The sequence below is a fragment of the Bacillus sp. MZGC1 genome, from assembly GCF_002998605.1.
Classification (GTDB): Bacteria; Bacillota; Bacilli; order Bacillales; family Bacillaceae; genus Bacillus.
The window spans coordinates 20368-45859 of the sequence record NZ_PVRE01000006.1 but is presented as its reverse complement, the minus strand read 5'-3'; the positions used below and the strand labels follow the sequence as shown (position 1 = coordinate 45859).

The window sequence follows — 25492 nt, the reverse complement described above, 5'->3', positions numbered from 1 at the left end:
GTTTAAACCTCCTCAGCTAGCGACAAGTTTTCATTTTCAAGAATGTTGCTTTCCTCATCAAGTCCAAAGGCGACATTCTTTTCAATCCATTTACGTCGTGGTTCTACTTTGTCACCCATCAATGTCGTGACGCGGCGTTCCACACGTGCAGCATCGTCGATTTTGACCCTGACAAGTGTTCTCGATTCTGGATTCATTGTCGTTTCCCATAGCTGGTCGGCGTTCATTTCACCTAAACCTTTATAGCGCTGAATCGTGTACCCTTTTCCAACTTTCTTCAGTACGTCATCCATTTCTTCATCAGACCATGCGTACTCAATGATTTCTTTTTTCCCTGAGCCCTTGCTGACTTTATATAAAGGGGGTAGTGCAATAAACACTTTGCCATGCTCAATCAGCGGCTTCATATAGCGGTAGAAGAACGTCAGTAGAAGCACTTGAATATGCGCTCCATCTGTATCAGCATCTGTCATGATCACGATTTTGTCATAATTGATGTCTTCTACATTAAAATCGACACCGACGCCTCCACCGATCGCATGAATAATGGTGTTGATTTCTTCATTTTTGAAAATATCAGCAAGCTTCGCTTTTTCTGTGTTGATGACCTTTCCACGAAGCGGCAGCACCGCTTGGAATTTACGGTCACGCCCTTGCTTTGCTGATCCGCCCGCTGAGTCGCCCTCTACTAGGTACAATTCGTTTCTTGCTGGGTTTCTAGATTGAGCAGGTGTTAATTTTCCGCTCAGTGTTGCTTCGGACTTTTTCCGTTTCTTGCCGCTCCTTGCTTCTTCACGTGCTCTTCTAGCAGCTTCTCTTGCCTGCTGCGCTTTAATCGCTTTTTTCACAAGAAGAGTGGCTGTTTCCCGGTTTTCTTCAAGGAAATAAGCCAGCTTTTCAGAAATAACAGCATCAACAGCCGAGCGAGCCTCACTTGTCCCAAGCTTTCCTTTTGTCTGGCCTTCAAATTGAAGCAGTTCTTCAGGAATTCTGACAGAAATAATGGCTGACAGTCCTTCGCGAATATCAGTGCCTTCTAAATTTTTGTCTTTTTCTTTTAAAAGGGCTACTTTGCGTGCATATTCATTAAAGGCTCTCGTCATCGCCGTTTTGGCACCAGACTCATGCGTACCGCCATCTTTCGTTCTGACGTTATTGACGAAAGAAAGAATATTCTCCGAGTAGCCGTCATTGAATTGAAAAGCAAAATCTACTTCGATGGATTGATGCTCTCCTTCAAATGAGACCACTTCACTCAGAACATCTTTTTCTTCATTTAAATAAGCAACGAAGGCTTCAATGCCCGTCTCATAATAAAAGGTTTCTTGTACATCATGTCGTTCATCAATCAGCTCTATTTTTAATCCTTTTAATAAAAAGGCAGATTCTCTTAAACGTTCTGATAAAGTATCGAAGTTATAGGTCGTGACACTGAACATAGTTGGATCAGGTTTAAAATGAATCAGTGTTCCTGTTTTTTTCGTTTTTCCGACTTTTTCAAGTGATGTGGCAGGCTTTCCGCCGTTTTCAAAGCGCTGATGATAAATAAAGCCGTCGCGTTCAATTGTGACAGTGAGCCATTCTGACAGCGCGTTTACTACAGATGCCCCAACTCCGTGAAGCCCACCACTTGTTTTATATCCGCCTTGACCAAATTTTCCGCCTGCGTGAAGGACCGTTAAAATGATCTCAGGTGTCGGTTTTCCAAGCTTATGCATACCAGTAGGCATCCCGCGTCCTTTATCTTGAACGGAAATGCTGTTATCTTTATGTATTTTGACAATGATATGATCTCCATGGCCAGCGAGCACTTCATCGACAGAGTTGTCTACAATCTCATAGACAAGGTGATGAAGACCGCGTGAATCCGTAGACCCAATATACATCCCTGGACGTTTACGGACCGCTTCAAGTCCCTCTAGCACCTGAATAGAATCATCGTTATAATCTACTTGCTGCTTTTTAACCAAATGCTTAATCCCCTTTCACTAACAAACATAACCGGCAAACCATCAAATGATCTCTCTAGATTTTAATGATGATCATGCTGCTCATTACTGTCCACTTTAATAAGCTGCATCATCACCATGCATGTGTGAATCAACAAAACATGCTCTTTTGCACGGCTATGAGAAATGTTCTACATTCTGCAATCAGAACTAGAAGTCCATTATAAACAAGACTGTTTGATAAGCCAAATGCAATCATATGATGGTTTTCACAAAACAGAACAAACGTTCTACCTTTATCTTATCGCTCTTTTTCTTGATATGCAAGGTCACCGCTATGTCCCTGTCGCCTTATTTTATCGCTTTCTTCTAGAATCGCAAATATATTTCTGCAACAAAAAAGCAAAAATCCTTGAAAACCAAGGATTTTTGACGATTTAATGAGTTTTTGTCATTGCATGAGCCACCTTGATACATAAATCCATGATGGCGACCTTGCCATTTTCCTCAATCAGCCTTTTCGCTTCCTCGTGATAGATGCCTTGCTGCGCCCAAAAAACAGGTGCGTCCATTTCAAGAAATTCTTCTGCCACCTCGGGCAAAAACTCTGAACGTCTAAAGACATTGACGATATCAACAGGATCTTTGATGTCCTTTAAAGAAGCGACTGCTTTCACACCAAGTGCTTCATCAATCGTTGGGTTCACCGGAATGATCTCATATCCGGCATCTTGCATCGCTTTAGACACCATATAAGACGTTCGGTGCGGCTGATCTGATAATCCAACAACAGCAATTCGTTTACTGCTCTTTAATATACGGCCAATTTCTTGTTTCGTAGGATGATTCATCCAAACACCCCTTTTCCTCTATTTTAGCGAACTTCTGCTTAAAAACAAAGCTGAATCCATCTGCTTTTGATTTTTTCAAAAAAAGATCCCCATGTTTTTCATAAGATCATGTTAAAATGTAAGACAAGAGGGAGAATATAAAGGAGTTATGCAGATGTTAATTGCTTTGATGTTTATTTTGGCTTATCTTCTCGGCAGTATTCCATCCGGTCTCATTGTCGGGAAAGCTGCAAAGGGTATCGATATCCGTGAACATGGCAGCGGAAACCTAGGTGCAACGAATGCATTTCGTACACTTGGCGTAAAAGCAGGGTCTATCGTGATTTCAGCTGATATTTTAAAGGGAACCCTTGCTTCTGCTTTACCGTTTTTCATGCAACTGGACATTCATCCCTTATTAGCAGGAGTTGCTGCTGTTATCGGTCACAGCTTTCCTGTCTTTGCAAAATTTAAAGGGGGAAAAGCAGTCGCTACATCTGGCGGCGTGTTATTATTTTATGCCCCATTCTTATTTATCACGATGATCGCTGCTTTTTTCTTATTTTTATACATTAGTAAATATGTTTCACTATCATCTATGCTGACCGGTATCTATACATTCATTTACAGCATTTTCACCAAAGACGTATTCTTAATCATTGTTGTTGCCGTTCTAGCTGGTTTTGTGATCTACAGACACATCGCCAACCTCAAACGAATCCTCAACAAAACTGAACCGAAAATCAAATGGCTCTAGCCGTTTCATAAGTTTCATTATGTGGTAAAAGGAAAGAAAAGCTGTTTTTGCATCCTGCATTTAAAAAAACAGCATGACTTCAAAAAGGGGCGATCACATTGAAATTAACGATAAAAGAAGATGCACTCAATTGGTACAAGGATGAACTAGATTTAGAAAAAGGTGATCAAGTTCGCTTTTTTGTGAGATATGGCGGGTGCAGTAATGTACAAAAAGGCTTTTCTCTCGGCGTCGCAAAAGATGAACCTCAAAATGCCGGCGCAACCGCTGAAATAGAAGGTATTACTTTCTTTGTTGAAGAAAGTGATATTTGGTATTTTGACAACCATGATCTGCATATTGATTATAACGAGTCCGTGAAAGAACCAGAGTTTCATTATGAATAAACAAAAAAGATACCTCATCCCTCGGGTATCTTTTTTGTTTTATCCTTCAATATATAGCCCATACTCATGAATGTTTCCTAAAGACCGCTCCTTTTGCAGGATTCTTTTTTGTGGTTCACCAATCAAGTCAAAGTGTGGAAACCCTGCGCGGTCATGAATCCATTCTTTTTTGAGTCCATGTTTTTCTCCCCACTCAATTAACTGCTTCATATCCTGACAGGCTGCTTTAGTGACGGTATTGGCATGCGGGAAACGGTCATCAAGCCAATAATGGGTTAAAAAGGCCAGTTCTCCTTGCTGGACAGCTGATTTCCACGCATTTAGATCGCTTCTTTTAATACCAAACGCCATGAATTAAACCTGCTTCTTCGACTGTTCGTATACTTTGTGCCAGGCAGGAAAAGCTTTTCTAAATTGAATAGGTCTAAAGGTTTCTTTGTCTACACAAATATGTGAGGTTGTCCCTGTAATCGCTGTTTGCCCATCAGGCTTTTGAATTTCGTAGCCATACACCGTTTTGAGTCCATTGTATTCTTCAATCCACGTATGAACTGTCGCTGTTTCACCGTACAGCAATGGTTTTTTATATTGCACCTGTAAATCTATAACGGGTGCAAGAGCGCCGTCTGCTTCTAGCTGCGCATAGGAAAATCCTAATTCTTTAATCAGTGCTGTTCTGCCGACTTCCATCCAGATTAAATAATTGGCATGATACACGATGCCCATTTGGTCTGTTTCTGCATAACGGACTTCTATTTCTTTTTTAGATACATACACGTTTTCATCGCTCTCCTATCAAAACCTAAGGTCTCTGCCATTTTACCACAATCGAAATGGTTCTTCTAAAAGGAGGCAATAAAATAAACCAGGAATCCCTGGTTTATTCGGTATAGCCATTTTTTCTTGCTGCTTCTTCGTCCTTGATCTCAGAGCGCATGGCATCAATACTCATTTTTCTATTTTCATTTTTTTGCTTGATCATCTGTTTTTCTTGATCTGTCGAAAGGGCCATCGCTGCTTCAGATTCATCGATATTGTCAAGGGTGTTTTCGATCATATCTTGCAGCTTTTCAACATTATCAGAACGATCATCTGGATTGGATTGATATGACTTTCCATTCATCATGATTCCCTCCTTATTCGCCCTTCGTCTGTATGACATCAGGCTGTTCATTTGATTTATTATGCATCTTTTTTCCTTTATTACGTTTGTACGCTACAGGTTTTGTCCCTAAATGGTCTGGTGTAAACTGCGCTTGTTTATCATGCTCTCTGCCCATCATTCATCCCTCCCTCTTCTTTAGGATGAACGAAAAAGGATAATTCATAACTTATTTCTGTCTAAAACGCTCTTCCAACTTTTCTTCAAGCTGGTTTAAAAATTCCTCATTGCTTAATAATTCTTTTTTATTTTCAAGTACAAGCTCTTCAAATGTACGTCGTTTTCTTCTTCTCATTGTACTCACCTCCAGTGTTTGTATTTCATTTTCGCCAAAACATTTAGAAAATAAGCAAAAAAGCTGAATCATTATAGACCCAGCTCTTGCTCAATTTCTTTTTTTGTCAGCATTTGATGCTTTACAGACACGATTCGTCCTTTTTCATCTAATATGTATGTCGTGGGGTATGAAAGCACCTGATATCGTGCTTGAATGCCTTTTTGATCCAATAAAATAGGAAAGCTCAGCTTTAATTCATCTGCAAATGCTGCAACATGATCTACACTTTTTTCAGTGGTCGTCAAATTCACCGCAAGTACTTCGACCTGATCATATTCGCTTCTAATTGCGTCTAGATCCGGCATTTCTGTCCTGCATGGCTTACACCATGTCGCCCAAAAATTGACGAGCACCTTTTTCCCTTGATAATCAGATAACGAGGCCTTTTGACCATCTAGGGTTTTAAGTTCAAAATCAGGGGCTTGATCCCCTTTTTCAAGACCGATTGCTGGCTCTTTTGGTTCAAGTAAATTCCACACAAGTAAACCAATCAACACAAGTAAAACAGCGATTGCCATTCCTTTTTTCCACATGATTGATCCTCCACTATTTTAAAAAAGAAGAGAAAGCTGTCTAGGCGCCTTCTCTTCTTTGCTGTATGAGTATTAGTTGCTTGCCAATTTTTCACGAAGTACCATTTGAAGGATACCGCCATGACGATAGTAGTCAATTTCGACTTCACTATCAAAACGAACAACCACTTCAAATATTTTCTCATTGCCATCTGTATCAATTGCTTTCACAGTGACAAGATCACGTGGACGAACTGTTTCATCAACATGAACTTCAAATGTTTCTGTTCCTGTTAGACCATGAGTTTCTGCACTTTCTCCGTCTTTAAACTGTAAAGGAAGTACGCCCATGAAGACAAGGTTACTTCTATGGATACGCTCAAAGCTTTCAGCTAGAACGAATTTAATTCCAAGAAGGTTTGTTCCTTTTGCAGCCCAGTCACGCGAAGAACCCATTCCGTAGTCTTTACCTGCTAAGATCGCAAGACCTGTTCCATCTTCTTTATAACGCATGCATGCATCATAAATGGATGTCACTTCACCAGTTGGCCAATAAGTTGTATATCCGCCTTCAGTTCCTGGTGCAATTTGGTTCTTAATACGGATGTTTGCAAAAGTACCTCTCATCATGACATGGTGGTTACCACGGCGAGATCCGTATGAGTTAAAGTCTCTAGGCGATACGCCTCTTTCTTGCAAGTATTTACCCGCAGGTGTGTCTTTGCCAATCGCTCCAGCAGGAGAAATATGGTCAGTTGTCACAGAGTCACCGAACTTGGCAACGACGCGCAAGCCTTTAAGCGGTTCAACTTTACCAGGTTCAACTGATAGGTTTTCAAAGAATGGCGGGTTATCAATGTATGTGGAATTTTCATCCCATTTATACAGTGCATCATCTGTCGTTTTAATTTCATTCCAGCGGTCATTGTTGTCAAAAACAGTTTCATACTCTGAACGGAATAACTCAGGTGTGACAGTGCTTTTGACGACGCTGTTGATTTCGTCCATTGATGGCCAAATATCATCGAAATAAACGTTCTCACCATTTTTATCCACACCGATAGGGTCTTTTGTTAAATCAATATTCACCGTACCAGCAAGTGCATACGCCACAACTAATGGTGGAGATGCAAGGTAGTTTCCTTTCACAAGCGGATGGATACGCCCTTCAAAGTTACGGTTACCTGATAAAACAGAAGTGATCAGCAGATCATTTTCAGAGACAGCATCCTCAATTTCTTGCGCAAGCGGTCCTGAGTTTCCGATACATGTTGTACAGCCATACCCAACGATGTTAAATCCGAGGTCTCTTAAGTATGGAAGAAGTCCTGAGTTCACGAGGTATCCTGTCACAACCTTAGAACCTGGTGCTAGTGACGTTTTCACGTAGTTTGGCACCTTCATACCAAGCTCACTTGCTTTCTTCGCAACAAGACCTGCTCCGATTAAGACGTATGGGTTCGATGTATTCGTACAGCTCGTAATCGCTGCAATCGCAATCGCACCTGTCTTCATCACAGCTTTTTCACCATTTGCTAGATCAAATTCAATTTGTTTATCCAGCTCTGATTTTTCTAAGCCAAACCCTTGGTTACCAGCTGGGCTTTCAATGTGCTGATGGAACGTCTCTTTCATTTCAGAAAGTGGAATCAAATCTTGTGGACGCTTTGGACCAGATAAGTTTGATTCAATTTGAGAAAGGTCAATTTCCACAACATCCGTAAAAATTGGCTCTTCTGCATCTGGCGTATAGAATAAGCCATTTGCGCGAGAATATTCTTCAACGATATTAATTTGCTCTTCATCACGTCCAGTAAGGCGAAGGTAAGCAAGAGCTTCCTCGTCTACTGGGAAGAATCCGCAAGTAGCACCGTATTCAGGCGCCATATTCGCAATCGTTGCACGATCCGCTAACGGCAGCTGTGCAACTCCAGGTCCGAAGAATTCAACGAATTTGTTCACTACGCCTTTTTCACGCAGAACTTGTGTCACTTTTAATGCAAGGTCAGTTGCAGTCGTTCCGTTTGGAAGCTCTCCAACTAATTTAGCACCAATGACTTCTGGTACTGGGAAGTATGAAGGCTGACCGAGCATACCAGCTTCCGCTTCAATACCGCCAACGCCCCATCCAAGTACGCCGATACCGTTGATCATGGTTGTATGTGAGTCGGTACCAACCAATGTATCTGGGTAAGTGATGATCTCGCCATCTTCTTCAATCGCATGAACAACACTTGCAAGGTACTCTAAGTTTACTTGGTGAACAATCCCTGTTGCAGGCGGAACAGCTTGATAGTTATTAAACGCTTTCTTTGCCCAGCTAAGGAAGTTATAACGCTCTGCGTTACGTTCGAATTCTAAATCCATGTTAATGTTTAAAGCATCTTCAGTTCCAGCTTTATCAACTTGTACTGAGTGGTCAATGACAAGGTCAACTGGAATTTCAGGGTTGATTTTATCCGGGTCCCCGCCTACATCTGCCATTGCTTTTCTTAAAGAAGCAAGGTCAACGACGGCTGGTACACCCGTGAAGTCTTGTAAAATAACACGAGAAGGTTTAAATGGAACATCAATTTCTTTGACCTCGGCAGTTCCCCATTTTGCCAAGTTTTCAACGTGTTCCTTCTTGATCACTCTACCGTCTACTTGGCGAAGCACTGATTCTAAAAGTACCTTAATGGAATAAGGCAGCTTAGAAACATTTCCGATTCCTTGTTTCTCTAGTGCTTCTAACGAATAATAGTGATACGTTTTCCCATTTGTCGAAAACGTTTTTCTAGATTGAAAAGCGTCTTGTTTAGCGACTTGCTGCTGTTTCGACATGTCCAAAATCCCCCTTTTGATGATCAAGATCAATTTCAATTCTCAGAAAAATCGTCGTATTTCACCACAATTTTCTCACAATTTCATCTTAAAACAAATTCATACATAAGTAAATAACAATGCTTTTATTAAATTCAATAAGTTTATCTTATCATTAGGAAATGATTACTCTTCATAATCCAAGCAGAGCGGGTTCATACTACAATTGAGGTGATAGAACATGACAAAACGTAAAGCAAATCATGTGATTGACGGCATGAACGCAGCCAAAAGCCAAGGAAATGGTGCAGGCTATATTGAAAATGATCAACTCGTTTTAACAGAAGAACAAAGACAAAATAATAAAAAACGTAAAAAAAACCAATAAGAAAGGAGCAAACATTATGACGAATAAAAACACAGGAAAAGACATCCGTCAAAACTCGCCTAAGGAACATCAAAGCGGACAGCCGGAGCCATTATCAGGCAGTAAAAAAGTAAAAAACCGCAACCATTCAAGACAAAAGCACAATTCTCATCATGATATGTAAACATCCTCCTCTCATCCCGTGGCAAAGCGGGATGTTTTAGGTCTTTCACACATTTCAGTTCTCAACATATCATTTATTATGAGATGTGATGGAGGAGTGTTTATGGAGAATGAAAAACAATCGAATTCCTCTGATTTTCTAGAAATAGATGATTGGCTCAATGTCTTAATGGATGATCCATTTGCCTGGTATGATGAACACCTCCCAATTGATCTTTATGAAACAAGCCGCGATTATATTATTGAGATTGATGTCTCCACCCTGTCGATCACTGATGTAAAGCTGACCTTCGCTGGACATGAGCTGACTCTCTGTTACACGGTACAAAAGCCAAATGATGAAGGCGAACAGCCAATTGAAAAAAGTGTCATGCTCCCTTTTTATTTGAACGACAAAGAGATTGAAACAGAATACGAAAACCGAATCATTTCGATAAGAATTAAAAAAAGTTCTGACTATCCAAGCGGGGCATTTTCCTTTCAAATCCCGCACTTCAAACATTAAGAGCCCACCTTCATTTGGTGGGCTCTCTTCCGTTCGTGTCAAGCCAATACCTTTTGCGAACCACCATGGCCAAATAGTAGAGTCGCTATATGATAATGTATTCTTTTTCTACTAGATGGTTTGGGTCTTTCTAGTAAATGGGCAGTTATGAATGAAAAAAGGCGTTCATAGAGATGAGAGACATACATTTTTGTTATTTTCTTCTATCATCTCTTCATGTAAAATAAGATAGAGAGACGAGGGGTATAAGGAGTGAGAACATGTTAAGCGGCTGGTTTTTGTGGTTCATTTTATTTTGGGGTACGGTGATGATCGGATTACTCGCAATCGGTGGCTTTTTTATGTTTCGCAAATTTTTAAAACGATTGCCGAAGGAAGATGGGAAATCAGAGCTTGATTGGCAGGATGAATATATTCAAAAGAGCCTCCACCTATGGCGGGAAGAAGACAAAAAGCTTTTAAATGAACTCGTATTACCTGTTCCAGAGCTGTTTAGAGATGTCGCCAAAGAAAAAATTGCGGGAAAGATTGGCGAGCTGGCTTTAAAAGAACAAGCTGCCAGCATTAATTTAGATTTAATCATTCGCGGCTATATTATCGCTACCCCAAAGCGGGATCATAAGTTTTTACTGAAGCGCCTTCAAGAAAAAGACATCGATCACACGCCATATGAATCGTTATTAAAATAACCTCCTTTATCAAAAGGAGGTTTAATTCATTTGAACCTGCTGCGGATCTAATTGCTTAGACAGCTTTCTAAACGACAAATACATAGCAACGCGCCAAGGTACGATCATGCCAAAGGCAAGAATCCAAAACATCCCGCTTAGAGAACCATAATCAATAGAAGAACTCAGGATGGTCTTCATCCCGATACGAAGAACAAGAAGTCCAATGAGAATAAACACAAATGCTTTTGATCGCTTTAAATAAATGTCATTCCCTCTAATTTCAAACTTCGATGTTTTGATTAAAAATATGGAGAAAAACATCCCCACTGTGATCGCCTCTAGAAATTCAGCCCCAGTTACTCGAAACATAGGAACAAAAAACATTAGTGCCCCAGTGCTCATGAAAATAGGAGGTAATATAATTTTTTTTGCGGTTGCAGGTTTTGCAGATGACTTAATGCGAATAAACATGACGGCTACCGCCATACATATCGCAATTATAGAAGAGATCAAGACCATCATATCAAATCATTCCTTTATTCTTTAAGGTCAGCCTATGTATAATATACTCCAATTGACGAAAAAAAACCATTCGCCGCGACTGTAGAAAACGATTTCAAAAGCCTGTAAATCCGCCGAACAATGAGGAGAACATGATGATAATCCATGTCAGAAGATCAAAGAACAGCAATATCCCTACCACAATCATAATGATCCCGCCAATTCTCATGATAAGCTGCTGGCGCTTTCTGATCCACGTCATTTTCGTGATGAAAAAGGATAGAACAAAAAACGGAACGGCAAATCCGAATACATACGCAATCATATATGTGACAGCCGACTCCGGATTGTTACCAGCAAGTGTGATAACAGCAGATAAAATAGGTCCTGTACAAGGTGTCCATCCAGCGGCAAAGCCCATTCCGATGAGAATTGACCCAAAAAAACCAGCAGGACGATTTTTGAACTGCATTCTCTTTTCCCCCATAAGGAAAGAAGGCTGGAAGACACCAAGAATCATAAAACCAAAGAAAATAATGAGAATGGCTCCAACCTGGCGAATTGCTTGATGGTAATCATAAAAAAACTTCCCAACATACGATGTCCCAAAGCCAATCGCAATAAATATAATAGAGAATCCAACTAAAAAGAATAAGGTATGAAGCAGACTTCTTCTTCTCAGCATCACCTTCTCAGATTTCACTTCATCTATACTAACGCCCGTAATATACGATAAAAAGGCTGGATAAAGCGGCAGACAGCATGGTGAGATAAAAGAAAGAAACCCTGCTCCAAAAGCTAAAAAGTAATTCAAATCTGTCAAAAGAACACCCCCTTCTTACAATATACAATAAGAGATGACAAAATCATTTCATTTTTTTTACATCCTCTCAATAAAGATGGTCTATTCTCTTAAAACCTTATATAATTTAATTTGACATCAAGATAACGAATCCTTTAAATTTGAAAATAAACCTTAAAATGGATATAATAAAATCGATTCTTTTTATCAAGATTTGCATGAAAGGAACATGACTTTGGTAAAAACATCATTATTAACTCAAATCGAAGAAAAAAGAGAAGAGCTGATGAAAGTTGTCTTGCATAATGGGATGACATCAACAGTGACCATCGAACATAGCCAGCAGCTAGATCATCTTCTCTTACAATATCAACGACACTTACACTCAAACTCAGCCAACTAATCATATCTCATGATATCTATCATGCTGCACGATTTTTAGAACAGTTGATATGTGACCATAAACGAAACAAAAACCTCTGATTACAGGGGTTTTTTGTTTTTAACAGGAGGCTGACGCAAAAATAAAAACCACCTTCCCTGCTTCATTCATGCAAGTACAGTGGTTTTAAAGCGTCTGATGAAGGTGAATTCAATAAAGATAGGACAACGCTTGTCCATTCTTTATAACCATGTTCCATCTATGATCATAATATCGTACGTATTATTTCGCTTGGTTGTTCATGGCTTTCATCATTTGATTGATTTTCTTCTGGGACGGTTTCATGCCCATTTGCATCATCATCATTCGAAGCATTTGTTCATTAATTGGTGGATTCTTTTTCAAGTAGCTCATCATATACTTACGAGCAATAAAGAATCCGAGTGCAACTCCTGCAAGCAGTGCAACAACGCCTACAAGGATGACAACCCATAAATCCATAATTCTTCCTCCTTCATGTTGTCTCGTATAAAGTGTACTAAACAAAAGGCTATTATACAACATTTCACGTTCAATTTTATTTTTTTAAACAAAATTCCTCACTTTTACCGGATTGAGCCACCCATGCTTCTTTGAACCAAAGTCCATCGCAAGAAAGCAAGGACTAATTTTTCTCAGCACTTCAAAAAACACCGCTTCTGCCTCGTAACTGCCGGTGGCAGACATTTGGATATAACGGTCTTTTATAATAAATGCAGCCGTTCCTTTTCCATCAGGTAAGGAAGCGCTGTATATCGAGCCAATTTGTGTATAGTGAATGTTCGTTAAGTTGTTCATTAATCGCTGGTGCATATGAAAAGCAGGGATTCGTTTCGTCACGTAATCCACTTGTTTCACAAGCATCACCAATTCATCTTCCGTGCGGTTCGTCCAGTGTAACGACTCAAACAAATGAAACAAAATCGATTCTCTGCCAAAATAATGATGTGCAAATTCATCCTCAATCCAATAAATATAATAATGGCGTTCCATGTCTATCCCTTCCTTTCACATTTCGTCAATCTCGTATATTGCTTGTATTATACAAAAATGCGAAAGAAAGAATTGTCTATATATGAAGCAAGAAGAAACTAGTTTTGTCAAAAAAACAAGAAAAAAGAAAAAAGTTTGCAGAGCGGATGAAAATGCTCTGCAAACAGATGAAAAAAAGCATGATGCTTGGAGACTGATTATTTGTTCAGCTTCGCTTTCACACGGCTGACCACATTGCTGACCGTAAATCCGTATTTCTCAATAATGGTTTCACCAGGTGCAGAAGCGCCAAATTTATCAATGGCAATCACGTCACCATCAAGACCAGTGTAACGCTCCCAGCCAAGTGAAGCTCCCATTTCAATCGCAATACGTGCCCGCACTGCTGTAGGTAGAACGGATTCTTTGTATTCGTCTGACTGCTGATCGAAACGATCCCATGCAGGAAGACTGACAACAGACGCACGGATCCCTTCTTTTTCAAGTGCTTTTTGCGCTTCAATCGCTAAACCGACTTCAGATCCAGAAGCGAGTAGAAGTGCTTCGGGCTGTGCATCAGCAGCTTCAACGACGACGTATCCACCTTTTTCTACTCCCTCATACGCCTTCTCTGGTGCTTGGTCAATCGTTGGAAGGTTTTGACGAGTCAGAACTAGTGCTGTCGGTTTATCCGTTGAAGATACAGCAAGTTTCCACGCTGCAGCTGTTTCGTTTCCATCCGCTGGGCGAATGACAGAAAGATTAGGCATCGCACGTAATGAAGCAAGCTGTTCAACCGGCTCATGTGTCGGACCATCTTCACCAACAGCGATACTGTCATGAGTAAAAACATATGTGACTGGAAGTCCCATTAAGGCAGCAAGACGAATAGCTGGTCTTAAGTAATCTGAGAAAACAAAGAACGTTCCGCCGAATACACGAAGGCCGCCGTGAAGTGCCATACCGTTTAACGCGGCACCCATTGCAAATTCTCTGACACCGAACCAAATATTCTTGCCGGCATAATTATCTTTACCAAAATCGTCTGTGTTTTTAATCGTTGTTTTGTTTGAACCTGCAAGGTCAGCAGACCCGCCAATAAAGAAAGGTACTTGCTTCGCAATGCCATTTAATACTTCGCCTGAAGAAGCGCGGGAGGCAAGACTTGAACCTGCTTCATAAACAGGAATCTCTTGTTCCCAATTCTCAGGAAGCTTTCCTTCAATCGCAAGCTTCAGTTGAGCTGCAAGCTCAGGGTATTCTTTTTCATATTGTTCAAATAGTTCATTCCAAGCTGCTTCTTTTTTCTGACCAGCGTCTTTTACAGCTTCTTTGAAATGATCGTACACTTCAGAAGGTACATGGAAATCTTCTTCAAACGTCCAAGAGTAAGCTTCCTTCGTCAGCTTGGCTTCATCGCTGCCAAGCGGTGCACCATGCACACCAGACGTTCCTGCACGGTTAGGCGATCCGAAACCAATCGTTGTTTTCACTTCAATCAATGTAGGTCTGTCTGTACTTTGTTTCGCCTTTTCGATAGCAGCCGTCACTTCTTCAATGTTGTTGCCGTCTTTCACATAGAGAACTTCCCAGTTCATCGCTTCAAAACGATTCTTCACATTTTCAGAGAATGAACGATCTAGGTCGCCATCTAATGAAATATCATTTGAATCATAAAGAACAATTAAACGGCCTAAGCCTAAATGACCAGCAAGTGAAGCAGCTTCAGAGGAAATTCCCTCCATTAAGTCCCCATCTCCGCAAATGCTGTATGTATAGTGATCTACAACATTAAAGTTGTCTTTGTTATACGTTTCCGCAAGATGTCTTTCTGCAAGTGCCATACCAACTGCCATGGCAATCCCCTGCCCTAAAGGACCTGTTGTAGCATCTACGCCCTCTGTATGTCCAAATTCAGGGTGTCCAGGTGTTTTGCTACCCCATTGGCGGAATTGTTTTAGATCATCGATGCTCAGGTTGTATCCGCTTAAATGAAGCATGCTATATAGAAGCATAGAACCATGCCCCGCAGATAAAACAAAACGGTCTCTGTTAAACCAATTAGGGTTTTGCGGACTTACGTTTAAGTGATTCGTCCATAAAGCGTATGCCATTGGTGCAGCACCCATTGGCATTCCAGGGTGACCGGAATTCGCTTTTTCAATTGCGTCTATGGAGAGAGTACGTATTGTTGCAATAGATTTCAATTCAATCGTTTCCATATAAATCCCCTTCCGTATCTTGTGTACACCATTATCATAAATCTACTGTCCTTTTTTCACAACTATTTCACGCTGAAAAAGAGTGATTTTGTCACATTTAGTTTATCGATCACCTAAAAAGTTATGCAAATATGAAAAAAGATGAGAATATACTTCCCATCTTTTCAAAATTTAAGAAATCACAGACTTAGTGAAGATTTTGATCTCTTTCTCTTTTTAATTTTTCTGGTGTGACATCGTTTCCTTCAGGATCAACGATTTTCACGGTTTTAAGTGTATTTTTCATAGAAGAACGAAAAGCTTTTAAATACTCTTCTCTCAATAGCTTTTGTTCTGTTTTTTCAGCGTCTGATAAACCGGTCTCTTTCGACTTTTTTGAAAGCTCATTGATTCTTGCAAGCTGCTTTTTAGAAATCATGACAAACTCCTTTAAAACATTTTCTCTACATACTACTAAATATCAATCATTTTGACAACAAATCAAGCTTTAGGTGGTCAGACCTTTTTCATATTCTTGATACCTTCTATGGACCGTTGCTTTTGAAATGTCAAAACCTAGTGCCTGAAGAGTTGCTGCAATTTCTGCGAATGTCATGTTGTTTTTTCTTAATCGAACAATTTCTGAAATCGGCACTTCAATACGCTCACGGCCAGGCGCATGATCCTGCTGTTTTAAATTCAGTTCGGGCTGATACCCGCGCTCAACAGCTCTTCTCATTCCCCGCTTGATTTTCAGGTTATGAATTTTTCGTTGATACTCTTCAACTACTCCTACGATCTCAATAACCATTTCATCTGCTTCTGAAAGCTCAAGCTCGCCTCTATGAAACGTACTGTACACCTTTACGTTCTCTTTAAAAAGACAATGAAGAAGCGCAATTTTTGCTTGTCCTCTTCCGAGACGCGTTTCATCCTGGATAAGAACGGCATCAATTGACTCTTCTTTTAGTGTAGCTAGCATATCAAACACACCATCACGATCTAGATCATATCCGCTTGCTTTTTCTTTGATGACTTTCACCACATTCATCTTGTGCATAGCAGCTAAAGCCAGCAGTTCTTCTTCTTGTCTCTTCAGCGAGGTTTCCTGCTCTTCTTTGACAGTGCTTACTCTCGCATAGATGATTGCATTCATGACTTCAATCGACCTTTCTATTGTACTGTTGCAAGTTGATATACGACTGGATGCTCTTTTTTGACTGGTATGACAAGAATGTCACCAGGCTGGATTTCCGTTGAAGCAAGATCATTGTGTTCTGTGACCCAGTCAATAAACGCATTTTTGTCGATTGATTTGCTGTCGTTTACTTGATCAGCTAACCCCCAAAGAGTATCACCTGATTGAACCTCTATTTTAACATACTGATTTGGATCATTATGGCTTGTGACTGCAATAAGTGAGAGAAATATGCCAACGATGAATGAGAATACCCCAATAAAAATAATAGATTCTTTTAACCTCATAATGTCATCTCTCCTAACAGAATATGTGTTCGCTCTTTCTGTCACTCATTATAAATACGAACAAACGTTTCTGTCAAACGTTTTTTTCGAACCTATGTTTGTACTGTTAGGAAAAACATGCTATAATTTCTTTAAAATTGACGTTTTGAGGTGCAAAAGATGACGAAGCTATCAAAAAGACAACTCGATATCCTGACATTCATCAAAGAAGAAGTAAAAAGTAAGGGCTATCCCCCATCCGTTCGTGAAATTGGAGAAGCTGTCGGTCTAGCATCCAGTTCAACGGTTCATGGACATTTAGCTAGACTAGAAACAAAGGGCTTAATTAGAAGAGACCCGACAAAACCTAGAGCGATCGAAGTACTAGATGAAGAGGAAATGAATATTCCTAAGAGTGCTGTAATGAACGTACCAGTCATCGGAAAAGTAACAGCAGGCCTGCCTATTACGGCTGTTGAGAATGTAGAAGAATACTTCCCTCTTCCAGAGACTTTTGCAGCACCAGATGAACAAGTATTTATGCTTGAAATTATGGGAGAAAGTATGATTGATGCAGGAATTTTGGACAAGGACTATGTCATTGTGCGTCAGCAAAGCACCGCTAACAATGGAGATATTGTCGTCGCCATGACAGAGGAAGATGAAGCGACAGTGAAACGTTTCTATAAAGAAGATACACACTTTAGATTACAGCCAGAGAACCCATCTATGGAACCGATTATTTTACAGAATGTAAGTATACTAGGTAAAGTGATTGGCGTATTTAGAAATATTCACTAAAAAAAGCCGGTATTTCATCAGCTGCTGATGAGAACCGGCTTTTTCTTTTATGAACAAGAATATGCTAGAATACGCGAGCTTGGGAAGGAACCAAATGTAAAGTTTGGCCAAATAAAGCCAGTTGTCCTCCCGAAAGGCTGTGAGGATAGGACATACATTAAAAACACTTGACCGTTTCTCATGAACACAATCGTCCATCTTCTATTACATCCCGCTGCAAATTGAACAGATTGCTGGCCTCCACCTGTTTGCCCTGAAATAAGTGACTGCATGCTTTGAGGCTGTGATAATGCTTGCTGATACTGCGAAATGATATGCTGCGGCGGAGCTGGCGGAGCTGATCCGCTTGATCCGGGTCCAGTGCCTCCTCCTCCGATTGGAAACCCTGGAAATCCTCCAACTTGAGGAATAGGGAGTGATGGCCATCCTTGCATCTGCCTGTCATATGAGTACCCATTCCACATACCTTCATACGGATAATACATATTCAACACCACTTTCTTAGACATTCATCACGATAGTATATGTCATAAATGAAAAAGCGTGTTGAACGTCCAAACAAAAATTTTTCCAAAAAACGTTTTGTTCTTCTTTAGAACGGTTAAATAGTAGATATAAAGAAAAAATAAAAAAATGAAAACTTTTTGTCTCCCTCAAACGTTATATATATAGAAAGAAAAGAAATAAAAAACATTTAGAATTAATACTTGTAATATCACTGTAATTATTGTAACATTTGTAACATAAGAAGTTTTCATTGAGAAAAGGAGGCAATCGCCTTGAAAAAATTATTCGTTTTATTAACTGCTATTATGCTTATGATCTCATTACAATCTACAACATTGGCCGCTTCTAAAAAACCAGCCGCTTTGACAAATAAAGAAGCGTTACATATTGCCCTTGACGCACGAGAACACTTTTGGAGTGCGATGTCAGGCTACAAAATTAATGAACATTCCGATTACAAATTAAAATCATTTAGCTATAAAGACATGACATACAACTATCTTTCTAAAACATTTGATACAAAGAAAAAACTAAACAGCTACCTATCTCAAGTTTTCACAAAAGATGCCATCAATCAAGGTTTAAAAGACTACCAGTTCATTGTTCATAAAGGCAAAATGGCTGTTCCAGTCGGTGACGGAGACAACATGCTTAATTGGGATAAAGCCACACCTAAACTTGTCTCTAAAAAACAAACGGTCCGCACATATGAATTCACCGTCCCAACACTTGATGGACGCAAAGTAAAACGAACTGTTACGTACGAAAAAGTACAAAAAGATTGGAAAGTCACAAAAATTGACGCTGTCATCTAAATCAAAAACCAGGCCATTCAATCGGCCTGGTTTTTATATTGGAGAAAATTCAGTCATGCGGTCCAGCGCGTGAGCAAGTGATGATGCCGTGCGAAATTCATTAAAAGGAAGCCCAAGCTGCACGGCTGTTTGGGCAATTTCTGGTCTGATGCCTGAAATGGTCGTCTCTACTCCAATTAACCGAAGTGATGTGACAAGATCAAAGATTTGATGAGCCACCATTGTATCAATAATGACAACGCCCGATAAATCAATACATAAATGCTGTACGCCTTTTTGCGAGCACTGTTTCAGCGTATTTTCTAAAATCATCTTTGCTCTCGCTGTATCAATGTCACCTACTAACGGCAATAACGCAATATGATTTTTTAAAACAATGACAGGTGAGCTCAGCTCGTAAATCATGTCTCTTTGTGCCACGAGCTTCCTCGTTGTATTTTTCACATATTGCTGGATAAACACATGAATTGAAATATTAAACGCCTCTGAAATTAAATCATACCAATAAAAGATGCGGTCAATATCAATTTCATCTTGACGCTGTTTAATAAATTCTTTTAAGTAATGAAGGACTACTCTTTGATTGGACATGTATTCTCTCACAACATAATCTAATGGTGTATTTAAATGCTTCGGGTCACTGGCTAAGTCTTCAGACCACTTTTTAAACTCAGTATGTAAATATGTCTTGTCTTCAATAAGAGCACGTATAAAATGCTGGTAATAATCTTGATTTTGCCGTTTCAGCTCTGCTATGATGCTGGAATCTGTTGAACGATAGATTGATTCTGGATCATCATCCTCAATTGATTCATACCAAGTTTCAGTCAGTTTCTCTGCATGTTGCATAAAAAAATCGTATAATGCACGGTTCTTATCCATAAGCATATGTCCCTTCACATTTTCTTCTTGACAGTCTTTGTACCTTAAAGATCCATTGTACCACTGAATCTTTTGTCCCTGCTAGCTCCAATACGCTCTGATCATCAACAAAAAAGGCACCTACTCACAGGTGCCTCTCATCCAGTTTTATTTCACAATAAATAAAATTCTTTTCCCATCAGGATAACCGCTGATCTGGTGTCCAACCCATGAGCCTGCTCCCCTATTATCAGATGGGCTGACATATTGAACACTCGCACCTTTTCCTCCCTCAAGACAAACCGCCATCGGCCACTCATCCCGGTCAAAGCCAGGTTTAGTCGGAATTCCTTTTAATGATTCTTGCCTGCGGGCATCTGCTCCATTTCGGTCTATCGTACACACATCTGAATGCCCTTTTCGAATGGCTTCTTGAATATGGCTGCCTGTTTCAGGGTACCGTTCCTTTGGAAATTGAATGACATGATCATATCGATCCGCACCTTTTGCCGCATGTTTCTCCCCAAATCCACCTAACAACGTGCCCATCCATATCACAAAGCATAAGGCGACACCAGTGATCCAGCCTCTTCTCATTTTCAAAAGTGTGAGACCTCCTCATTTTTCTCAAGCAGAATCTTGACTTAAAGGAAATGTGTTATTTTAATGTATGAGCGGTTCACGAATGACATGTGAAAAAAATGATGAGGCTGAGAACTCAATGAATCTCTCAGGTTAGACAGATAGAAACCAGTGATTCTATCCATATAAAAAAGCTTGTCCCCTATGAAGGAAACAAGCTTTGTGCTCTAGCTTTTATTGCGCTTTTGCATAGTTGATAAATTCAACAAAGGCAGCTGTCGCTTTTGGACCGCCATTAATCGTTCCGTTTGAATACCCTGCGTTATGAACCCCAACGATTTGCTGATTTTGATCTAGCATCGCTGAGCCTGAATTTCCGCTAAATGTATCAATCGTATAGTATGCGAGATTTGTATCTTCTCTTGTCACAGAACCTGACATCTCCCACTGCGACACCTTGCCAGTCGATCTCATTTTATCACCTGGATATCCAGAAATTTTAATCGTTGTCCCAGTTAAGTTTGTCACCTGACGGATAGAGCGGTAACCGACCGTATTGCCAATGTTCGTATCTGTTTTGATCACGGCAAAATCATATTGGCTCGCGCCAGTATTGATATATCCGCTTGGTACATAGAACTCCGTCATGTTTGCTGAGCCATTCACCGCTGTACTATCGTTCATGCCTGGATACACCGATCCTTTTGCACTATAACTTCTCGATGCTGTATTGTACACGCAGTGCCCGTTTGTCAAAATTTTGTTAGGGGCAATGAGTGTCCCCGTGCAGCTTGAGCCGCCAAATGTAATATAAGCAATTGAATTATATGGTGCCACTCTTGTGTTTGCTACTTTTGTTCTTCCATCGTCTCCAATGACGACTTTTGTTTGAAAGTCTTTTAAATATTTTGAGAGTGGTTTTACTTTTTCGCCAACAGTAGAAGAAAGATCATCCACTTTGTCAAAGGATGAGGGGGATTTCGTATCATTGTGGAAATCACTTGAAGAGATCACCTTTCCATCAGAAGTCACCATGTCATAATCAGACGTTAGTACTGAATCCGATGTGGCATGGGCAAAACTAGGCACACTTAAAGCACCAAAAACGAGTAGAGAAGGGAGTAACATTTTCACCTTTTTCATCATATTCCTCCTTTATGTCCTATATCAAAAATCATACGATTGTTTCATATTGGAGTAAATGAGAGAATATTCTTATTTTTTACAAAATATTTCATTTTTAAATTAGGTGTTTTGTATCTTTCCAACCTTCATTCTATTGATCTCTCTCTATGAAATAGAAAAAACCGCCTAATTGGCGGTCTTCCTAATTTTTCAGCTCCACACATCTTTTACATATCTATTGTCATTTGCAAGGGTTGTCAGCCAATTTTCAGCTGTTTCCTTCGAGCAATGTTTCTCGTTTTGATAAAGGTCGATAAGCGTAGCCTCTACGTCTGGTGCCATAACTTTTCCGTCCCCGCACACGTAAAGATACCCACCTTGGTCAAGTAACTTGATCAGCATGTCGCCGTCTTCTTTCAACAAATGCTGGACATATACTTTTTGCTCTTTGTGACGAGAATAAGCCCGGTGGATGTGAACAACTCCTTTTTGCGCTGCAAGCTGCATTTCCTCAAAATACAGATCATCTTCAAGAGGGTGACGGCAGCCAAAATACAGGTGAGCTTCGCCTAGTGGTTTTCCTTCCTTCTGCCACACTTCTCTTGCCTGAACAAACCCTCTAAATGGAGCGATTCCTGTACCCGGTCCGATCATGATCATCGGTACTTCAGATGAAGGTGGCAGCTGGAATCCTGCCTGCGCTTCGTGGAGGAAGCAGGCGACTTCTTCTCCTGCCTGCAGACCGCATAAATAGTTTGATGCGACTCCGGCATATTCTCCGCGGCCGCTCCACGCTTTACCTTTCACAACCGCCACTGTGATACTGACTCTTTTTTCTTCGACTTTTGGTGAGCTAGAAATTGAGTAATAGCGCGGCTTCAAACCTGGTAAAAGTGCTAAAAAGTGCACAAACGGCAGCTCACACGCTTCATATTGATCTAATAAGTCCAGCATGGTTACTCGTTTCTTTAAAACGGCTTCTTGATATGCTTCACCAGCCATTTGCTCAAGCTCCACGCGGTGAGGCGGACAAACTGTATATGCTGCGAGCTCTCTTAGCTGCGTACGTGTTGCAGGCTCTTGAAGCTCAACATGTGACGCAAGTAATTCTCTCATTTGAATCGGCTGATCTAAAGGTAAATGACTTGCTTCTTTCTGAGAAGAAAGCTTGATGTGCTGCTTAGGATCAAGATTGAAGCGATTGATCACCCGCTGCACGAGTGCATCACTATTTTTCGGAACAATTCCGATATGATCCCCTTCTTTGTATTGTTTCCCTTCAGGCAATTGCAGTTCAATATGTCTTGTTTGCCGCTCACTTTTTTCAGATTGTAATTCCTCATTTTTCAGTACAACAGCTGAAAAAGCACCATACGTTTTCGCCACAGGACGTTCTACTAGCTCATTTGTATAAACAACTGATAGTTTTGGCTTTTCCTTACCTTTCTCTTGGAAGGTGAGCTTAAATTCTTTTGCAAGCTGCTTGAAGACCGTTTTCTGGAATGTTTCTTTATCCTCATCCATATCTCCGCCTGCATCGCCTTCTCCTAAATCAGCTACACGCTTTGCACCTTTACTTTCAAGTGCTTCATCAATGAGACGAGGAATACGCTGGTACGTACTCGCCCAATTTCGATCTCCGCATCCAAAAACAGCAAATGTCACGTTTGATAAATCCTGCTCTTCATCCTGCGTGACCCAATCCACAAATTTTTTCGCATGGTCAGGCGGATGTCCATTGTATGAAGCAGTCACGATTAAGACTGCACCTTTATCTGGTAATTGGCGTGTATAGTCATCAAGCGGAGCAGTGGTCACGTCAAACCCTTTTGCTTTCCCGTCTTCAGCAAATTCGTTTGCGATTTGCTGCGCCGTGCCAAGATTTGATCCATATAGAACAAGCAGTGGTGTACCGTGACTGGCCACTTTTGACTCATCAGATTTTGTGCTTTTTTTCGCCTCTTCTTTCGGTGGTGCCATAAAGAGTTGCTGCTTCCTTGGCCGCACTTTGATTTTAAAATCGTTTGGCTTAATCGTCAGAGATTCTTTTAAATCAAGTTCATATGATGTGTGATCAATCAATTCCAGATTGTGCAGGACCATCGCTAGCACCATAGTGGCTTCATGAAGGGCGAATTGCATACCAATACATGCACGCTGCCCATTCCCAAAAGGCTTGTAGGCATGCTGCGGGATCTTTTCAGGGTGTAGAAACCGCTCTGGTTTAAATTCTTCCGCATCCTCTCCCCATACCGCTTGATCACGATGTAACTTAGGGAGCAGCACGGAGACACTTTGATTCTTTTCAATCGAGTATTTCCCTCCGATGACGGTGTCCTCTTTCGCATAAAGAGAGAACGTAGGCGCTGTTGGCCAGAGGCGAAGTGATTCATTTAAAACCATACGAGTGTAATTTAGTTTTTGTACCTGCTTAAATGTTGGCAGTCCGCCTTGCAGCACATCATCTGCTTCTTGGACGGCTTTCTTTAATTTTTCTGGATTCTTTAATAAGAAATAAATCGCAAAGGATAGCAGCCCGCTTGTTGTTTCGTGCCCAGCTATTAAGAAGGTAATGATTTGATAGCGGATATTTTCATCTGACAGGCGCTCTCCTGTTTCAGGATCCTTTGCATGCAGCATGAGGGACAGTAAATCATCGCCCGTTTTATCTTGTTTTTTTCGTTCTTGAATAATGTCATCTACTAATTGCTTCATAAAATCGACATTTTGGTCAAATTTTTTTCTTCTTTTGATCATTAGCTTATCTGCAACCGGCAACCGGCTCGCCTGATCCATCGCTTCGTTTAAACCATTCAGCATACTTTCGATGAATGGATGCTGATTTTCTTTATAAAAGCTGTTAAATCGAAAATCAAAACCGCAAAGTCCGATCGTATCTAAAGTAAGCTTTGTCATATCCTCTGCTACTTCAATTTCTTCATCACGGCCTGTTCTTTGCCATTTTTGTACAAGCTGTGTGGCAATATCGAGCATCATCTCATGATAGCCCTTCATGGCCTGCTGGCTAAACGCCGGCATCAAGATGTGGTGAGCCTTTCTCCAGTTCGGTTCTTCTGTCCAGCTCGTAAATAACCCATCTCCTGCAAATGCTCTTACTTTATTGAGACTGCTCCCAATGTATTTATCAAAACGGCTCTCATCACATATTTCTTGGACAAGTTCATGGCTGGAAACAAAAATACTTGTTGCTTTTGAAAATTCAAACTGAAAGATCGGTCCTAATTCATCTGCAAGACGCCAAAAGGTTTGAGAAAGCTCCCCCTTTTTGATATGGGGAATATTTTTAAAAGGTCCGTATGTTTTTGGTTTTGGAATGATTGATGTTTGTTGCATGTGCCCACTCCCTTTATATCATTAAGAAGCAACGCTAATGGCGCGCCATAAACATTGCTCAATGTCCTCTAGAAATTCAATCGTTGGCTCTATTTCTTCTGCAAGAATTTGTTTATGCAGCTGTACAAAGGCACCAAATACAATCGATAAAATGGTTCTACCTGAGAGATTTGGATGAATCCCATCCTTTTTCCCTTCTTCAAAGATAAGGAATAGCTCATGTAACAAAAGCTGCATTTTCTCTTTGCTCGTCTCGTCTAAGTAATGGGATCGTTTATCAATTTCTAAGAAATATAGCCCGCTTGGATTCTCCTTTGTAAATAAAACCAAGCAATAAAATACATGCTTAAAGTACGCCCGAATACTTGCCTTTGGATCTGGACTGTTTGTGTTCATTTTTTCGATAAATGCAGAAAGGCTGCGCTGGTACAAAATATTAACGAGGGCCTCTTTACTGTCGAAATAACGGTAAATGGTTCCTGCTCCGACGTTTGCTCTTTTTGATATCATCGGCATCGTGGTCCCATCAAAGCCCCGTTCAATAAATAAATCTAGTGAAGCCTTCATAATCTGTTCTTGTTTATCAGTCACTGCTGGCACTTCATCCCCTCCTCATTTCAGGAAT

At 40.4% G+C, this 25492-nt stretch carries 32 protein-coding genes; 9 read left to right on the top strand and 23 right to left on the bottom strand.

What is annotated here, in order from left to right:
• Positions 1 to 2 precede the first annotated feature (2 nt).
• Positions 3 to 1970: a DNA topoisomerase IV subunit B gene (gene parE, locus C6Y06_RS16765; protein ID WP_060596429.1), complete on the bottom strand. Its 1968-nt coding sequence runs from the start codon at positions 1968 to 1970 to the stop codon at positions 3 to 5.
• 416 nt (positions 1971 to 2386) lie between these two features.
• On the bottom strand, positions 2387 to 2800 hold the full coding sequence (locus C6Y06_RS16755) for a CoA-binding protein (RefSeq protein ID WP_034660785.1): 414 nt from the start codon (positions 2798 to 2800) through the stop codon (positions 2387 to 2389).
• Between the two features lie 154 nt (positions 2801 to 2954).
• Between C6Y06_RS16755 and plsY the strand changes: the two genes are divergently transcribed.
• Positions 2955 to 3536, top strand: a complete 582-nt coding sequence (plsY, locus tag C6Y06_RS16750) for a glycerol-3-phosphate 1-O-acyltransferase PlsY (protein WP_060596428.1) — start codon at positions 2955 to 2957, stop codon at positions 3534 to 3536.
• Positions 3537 to 3634: 98 nt separating this feature from the next.
• The gene (locus C6Y06_RS16745) at positions 3635 to 3922 is read left to right on the top strand and encodes a HesB/YadR/YfhF family protein (protein WP_003210876.1); all 288 of its coding nucleotides are present in this window, start codon (positions 3635 to 3637) and stop codon (positions 3920 to 3922) included.
• Between the two features lie 39 nt (positions 3923 to 3961).
• Here the strand turns inward: C6Y06_RS16745 and C6Y06_RS16740 are convergent, their stop codons facing one another.
• The 7 genes from C6Y06_RS16740 to acnA form a co-directional block, all read right to left on the bottom strand.
• A complete protein-coding gene (locus tag C6Y06_RS16740) occupies positions 3962 to 4273 on the bottom strand; it encodes a hypothetical protein (protein ID WP_034660782.1) in 312 nt (103 codons plus the stop codon).
• A 3-nt stretch (positions 4274 to 4276) separates the two neighbouring features.
• Positions 4277 to 4699 (bottom strand): acyl-CoA thioesterase, encoded by a 423-nt coding sequence (locus C6Y06_RS16735; RefSeq protein WP_034660781.1) that lies wholly within the window; start codon positions 4697 to 4699, stop codon positions 4277 to 4279.
• Positions 4700 to 4802: 103 nt separating this feature from the next.
• Positions 4803 to 5045, bottom strand: coding sequence for a small acid-soluble spore protein Tlp (gene tlp / locus C6Y06_RS16730; RefSeq protein WP_003211760.1), 243 nt, complete (start codon positions 5043 to 5045; stop codon positions 4803 to 4805).
• Positions 5046 to 5058: 13 nt separating this feature from the next.
• A complete protein-coding gene (locus C6Y06_RS16725) occupies positions 5059 to 5202 on the bottom strand; it encodes an acid-soluble spore protein N (RefSeq protein ID WP_008357830.1) in 144 nt (47 codons plus the stop codon).
• A gap of 51 nt (positions 5203 to 5253) precedes the next feature.
• Positions 5254 to 5379 (bottom strand): FbpB family small basic protein, encoded by a 126-nt coding sequence (locus C6Y06_RS16720; RefSeq protein WP_003211002.1) that lies wholly within the window; start codon positions 5377 to 5379, stop codon positions 5254 to 5256.
• 71 nt (positions 5380 to 5450) lie between these two features.
• The gene (locus C6Y06_RS16715) at positions 5451 to 5954 is read right to left on the bottom strand and encodes a TlpA family protein disulfide reductase (protein WP_106037258.1); all 504 of its coding nucleotides are present in this window, start codon (positions 5952 to 5954) and stop codon (positions 5451 to 5453) included.
• A gap of 72 nt (positions 5955 to 6026) precedes the next feature.
• Entirely contained in the window at positions 6027 to 8756 is a 2730-nt protein-coding gene (gene acnA / locus C6Y06_RS16710; RefSeq protein ID WP_034660778.1) for an aconitate hydratase AcnA, read from the bottom strand.
• A gap of 220 nt (positions 8757 to 8976) precedes the next feature.
• Here acnA and sspO point away from each other — a divergent pair, with 220 nt between their 5' ends.
• The 4 genes from sspO to C6Y06_RS16690 all read left to right on the top strand — a co-directional run bounded on the left by sspO (position 8977) and on the right by C6Y06_RS16690 (position 10479).
• A complete protein-coding gene (gene sspO, locus C6Y06_RS16705; protein WP_003210995.1) occupies positions 8977 to 9123 on the top strand; it encodes a small acid-soluble spore protein SspO in 147 nt (48 codons plus the stop codon).
• Positions 9124 to 9139: 16 nt separating this feature from the next.
• Positions 9140 to 9286 (top strand): small acid-soluble spore protein P, encoded by a 147-nt coding sequence (locus C6Y06_RS16700; RefSeq protein WP_066030853.1) that lies wholly within the window; start codon positions 9140 to 9142, stop codon positions 9284 to 9286.
• A 102-nt stretch (positions 9287 to 9388) separates the two neighbouring features.
• Complete coding sequence (locus tag C6Y06_RS16695) at positions 9389 to 9790, top strand: Hsp20/alpha crystallin family protein (RefSeq protein ID WP_066030854.1); 402 nt, start codon at positions 9389 to 9391, stop codon at positions 9788 to 9790.
• A 260-nt stretch (positions 9791 to 10050) separates the two neighbouring features.
• Positions 10051 to 10479 (top strand): DUF2621 domain-containing protein, encoded by a 429-nt coding sequence (locus C6Y06_RS16690; RefSeq protein WP_034660775.1) that lies wholly within the window; start codon positions 10051 to 10053, stop codon positions 10477 to 10479.
• A gap of 21 nt (positions 10480 to 10500) precedes the next feature.
• Here C6Y06_RS16690 and C6Y06_RS16685 read toward each other — a convergent pair whose 3' ends face one another.
• Together C6Y06_RS16685 and C6Y06_RS16680 are read right to left on the bottom strand one after the other, a co-directional pair.
• Positions 10501 to 10983 carry a CcdC family protein gene (locus tag C6Y06_RS16685; protein ID WP_034660774.1) on the bottom strand — a complete coding sequence of 161 codons (483 nt, stop codon included), beginning with the start codon at positions 10981 to 10983 and terminating at the stop codon, positions 10501 to 10503.
• Between the two features lie 94 nt (positions 10984 to 11077).
• On the bottom strand, positions 11078 to 11785 hold the full coding sequence (locus C6Y06_RS16680; RefSeq protein WP_034660773.1) for a cytochrome c biogenesis CcdA family protein: 708 nt from the start codon (positions 11783 to 11785) through the stop codon (positions 11078 to 11080).
• Positions 11786 to 11993: 208 nt separating this feature from the next.
• Between C6Y06_RS16680 and C6Y06_RS16675 the strand changes: the two genes are divergently transcribed.
• Positions 11994 to 12167 carry an aspartyl-phosphate phosphatase Spo0E family protein gene (locus tag C6Y06_RS16675; RefSeq protein WP_369810454.1) on the top strand — a complete coding sequence of 58 codons (174 nt, stop codon included), beginning with the start codon at positions 11994 to 11996 and terminating at the stop codon, positions 12165 to 12167.
• 261 nt (positions 12168 to 12428) lie between these two features.
• On the opposite strand, the gene C6Y06_RS16670 is transcribed toward C6Y06_RS16675, so the two are convergent.
• The 6 genes from C6Y06_RS16670 to yneA all read right to left on the bottom strand — a co-directional run bounded on the left by C6Y06_RS16670 (position 12429) and on the right by yneA (position 16843).
• A complete protein-coding gene (locus C6Y06_RS16670) occupies positions 12429 to 12647 on the bottom strand; it encodes a YneF family protein (protein WP_003212379.1) in 219 nt (72 codons plus the stop codon).
• A gap of 84 nt (positions 12648 to 12731) precedes the next feature.
• Positions 12732 to 13178, bottom strand: coding sequence for a sporulation inhibitor of replication protein SirA (gene sirA / locus C6Y06_RS16665; RefSeq protein ID WP_012010100.1), 447 nt, complete (start codon positions 13176 to 13178; stop codon positions 12732 to 12734).
• Positions 13179 to 13375: 197 nt separating this feature from the next.
• Positions 13376 to 15379 carry a transketolase gene (tkt, locus tag C6Y06_RS16660; RefSeq protein WP_034660772.1) on the bottom strand — a complete coding sequence of 668 codons (2004 nt, stop codon included), beginning with the start codon at positions 15377 to 15379 and terminating at the stop codon, positions 13376 to 13378.
• A 187-nt stretch (positions 15380 to 15566) separates the two neighbouring features.
• On the bottom strand, positions 15567 to 15797 hold the full coding sequence (locus tag C6Y06_RS16655; protein ID WP_034660771.1) for a DUF896 domain-containing protein: 231 nt from the start codon (positions 15795 to 15797) through the stop codon (positions 15567 to 15569).
• 69 nt (positions 15798 to 15866) lie between these two features.
• Positions 15867 to 16514 carry a YneB family resolvase-like protein gene (locus C6Y06_RS16650; protein ID WP_003211322.1) on the bottom strand — a complete coding sequence of 216 codons (648 nt, stop codon included), beginning with the start codon at positions 16512 to 16514 and terminating at the stop codon, positions 15867 to 15869.
• 17 nt (positions 16515 to 16531) lie between these two features.
• Positions 16532 to 16843, bottom strand: coding sequence for a cell division suppressor protein YneA (gene yneA, locus C6Y06_RS16645; RefSeq protein ID WP_034660770.1), 312 nt, complete (start codon positions 16841 to 16843; stop codon positions 16532 to 16534).
• Between the two features lie 159 nt (positions 16844 to 17002).
• Between yneA and lexA the strand changes: the two genes are divergently transcribed.
• Positions 17003 to 17623 carry a transcriptional repressor LexA gene (gene lexA, locus C6Y06_RS16640; protein ID WP_003212311.1) on the top strand — a complete coding sequence of 207 codons (621 nt, stop codon included), beginning with the start codon at positions 17003 to 17005 and terminating at the stop codon, positions 17621 to 17623.
• 47 nt (positions 17624 to 17670) lie between these two features.
• Here the strand turns inward: lexA and C6Y06_RS16635 are convergent, their stop codons facing one another.
• The gene (locus C6Y06_RS16635) at positions 17671 to 18108 is read right to left on the bottom strand and encodes a hypothetical protein (protein WP_034660769.1); all 438 of its coding nucleotides are present in this window, start codon (positions 18106 to 18108) and stop codon (positions 17671 to 17673) included.
• A gap of 294 nt (positions 18109 to 18402) precedes the next feature.
• On the opposite strand from C6Y06_RS16635, the gene C6Y06_RS16630 reads away from it, so the two are divergent.
• Entirely contained in the window at positions 18403 to 18945 is a 543-nt protein-coding gene (locus C6Y06_RS16630; protein WP_034660768.1) for an IseA DL-endopeptidase inhibitor family protein, read from the top strand.
• A 33-nt stretch (positions 18946 to 18978) separates the two neighbouring features.
• Here C6Y06_RS16630 and C6Y06_RS16625 read toward each other — a convergent pair whose 3' ends face one another.
• The 5 genes from C6Y06_RS16625 to C6Y06_RS16605 form a co-directional block, all read right to left on the bottom strand.
• Positions 18979 to 19827 carry an STAS domain-containing protein gene (locus tag C6Y06_RS16625; RefSeq protein WP_095285214.1) on the bottom strand — a complete coding sequence of 283 codons (849 nt, stop codon included), beginning with the start codon at positions 19825 to 19827 and terminating at the stop codon, positions 18979 to 18981.
• A 147-nt stretch (positions 19828 to 19974) separates the two neighbouring features.
• Positions 19975 to 20355 carry a NucA/NucB deoxyribonuclease domain-containing protein gene (locus C6Y06_RS16620; protein WP_045210079.1) on the bottom strand — a complete coding sequence of 127 codons (381 nt, stop codon included), beginning with the start codon at positions 20353 to 20355 and terminating at the stop codon, positions 19975 to 19977.
• Between the two features lie 267 nt (positions 20356 to 20622).
• Positions 20623 to 21531: a trypsin-like serine peptidase gene (locus C6Y06_RS16615; protein ID WP_095285213.1), complete on the bottom strand. Its 909-nt coding sequence runs from the start codon at positions 21529 to 21531 to the stop codon at positions 20623 to 20625.
• A 192-nt stretch (positions 21532 to 21723) separates the two neighbouring features.
• On the bottom strand, positions 21724 to 24867 hold the full coding sequence (locus C6Y06_RS16610) for a bifunctional cytochrome P450/NADPH--P450 reductase (protein WP_106037257.1): 3144 nt from the start codon (positions 24865 to 24867) through the stop codon (positions 21724 to 21726).
• Between the two features lie 21 nt (positions 24868 to 24888).
• Positions 24889 to 25434 carry a TetR/AcrR family transcriptional regulator gene (locus C6Y06_RS16605; RefSeq protein ID WP_249114887.1) on the bottom strand — a complete coding sequence of 182 codons (546 nt, stop codon included), beginning with the start codon at positions 25432 to 25434 and terminating at the stop codon, positions 24889 to 24891.
• Positions 25435 to 25492 lie beyond the last annotated feature (58 nt).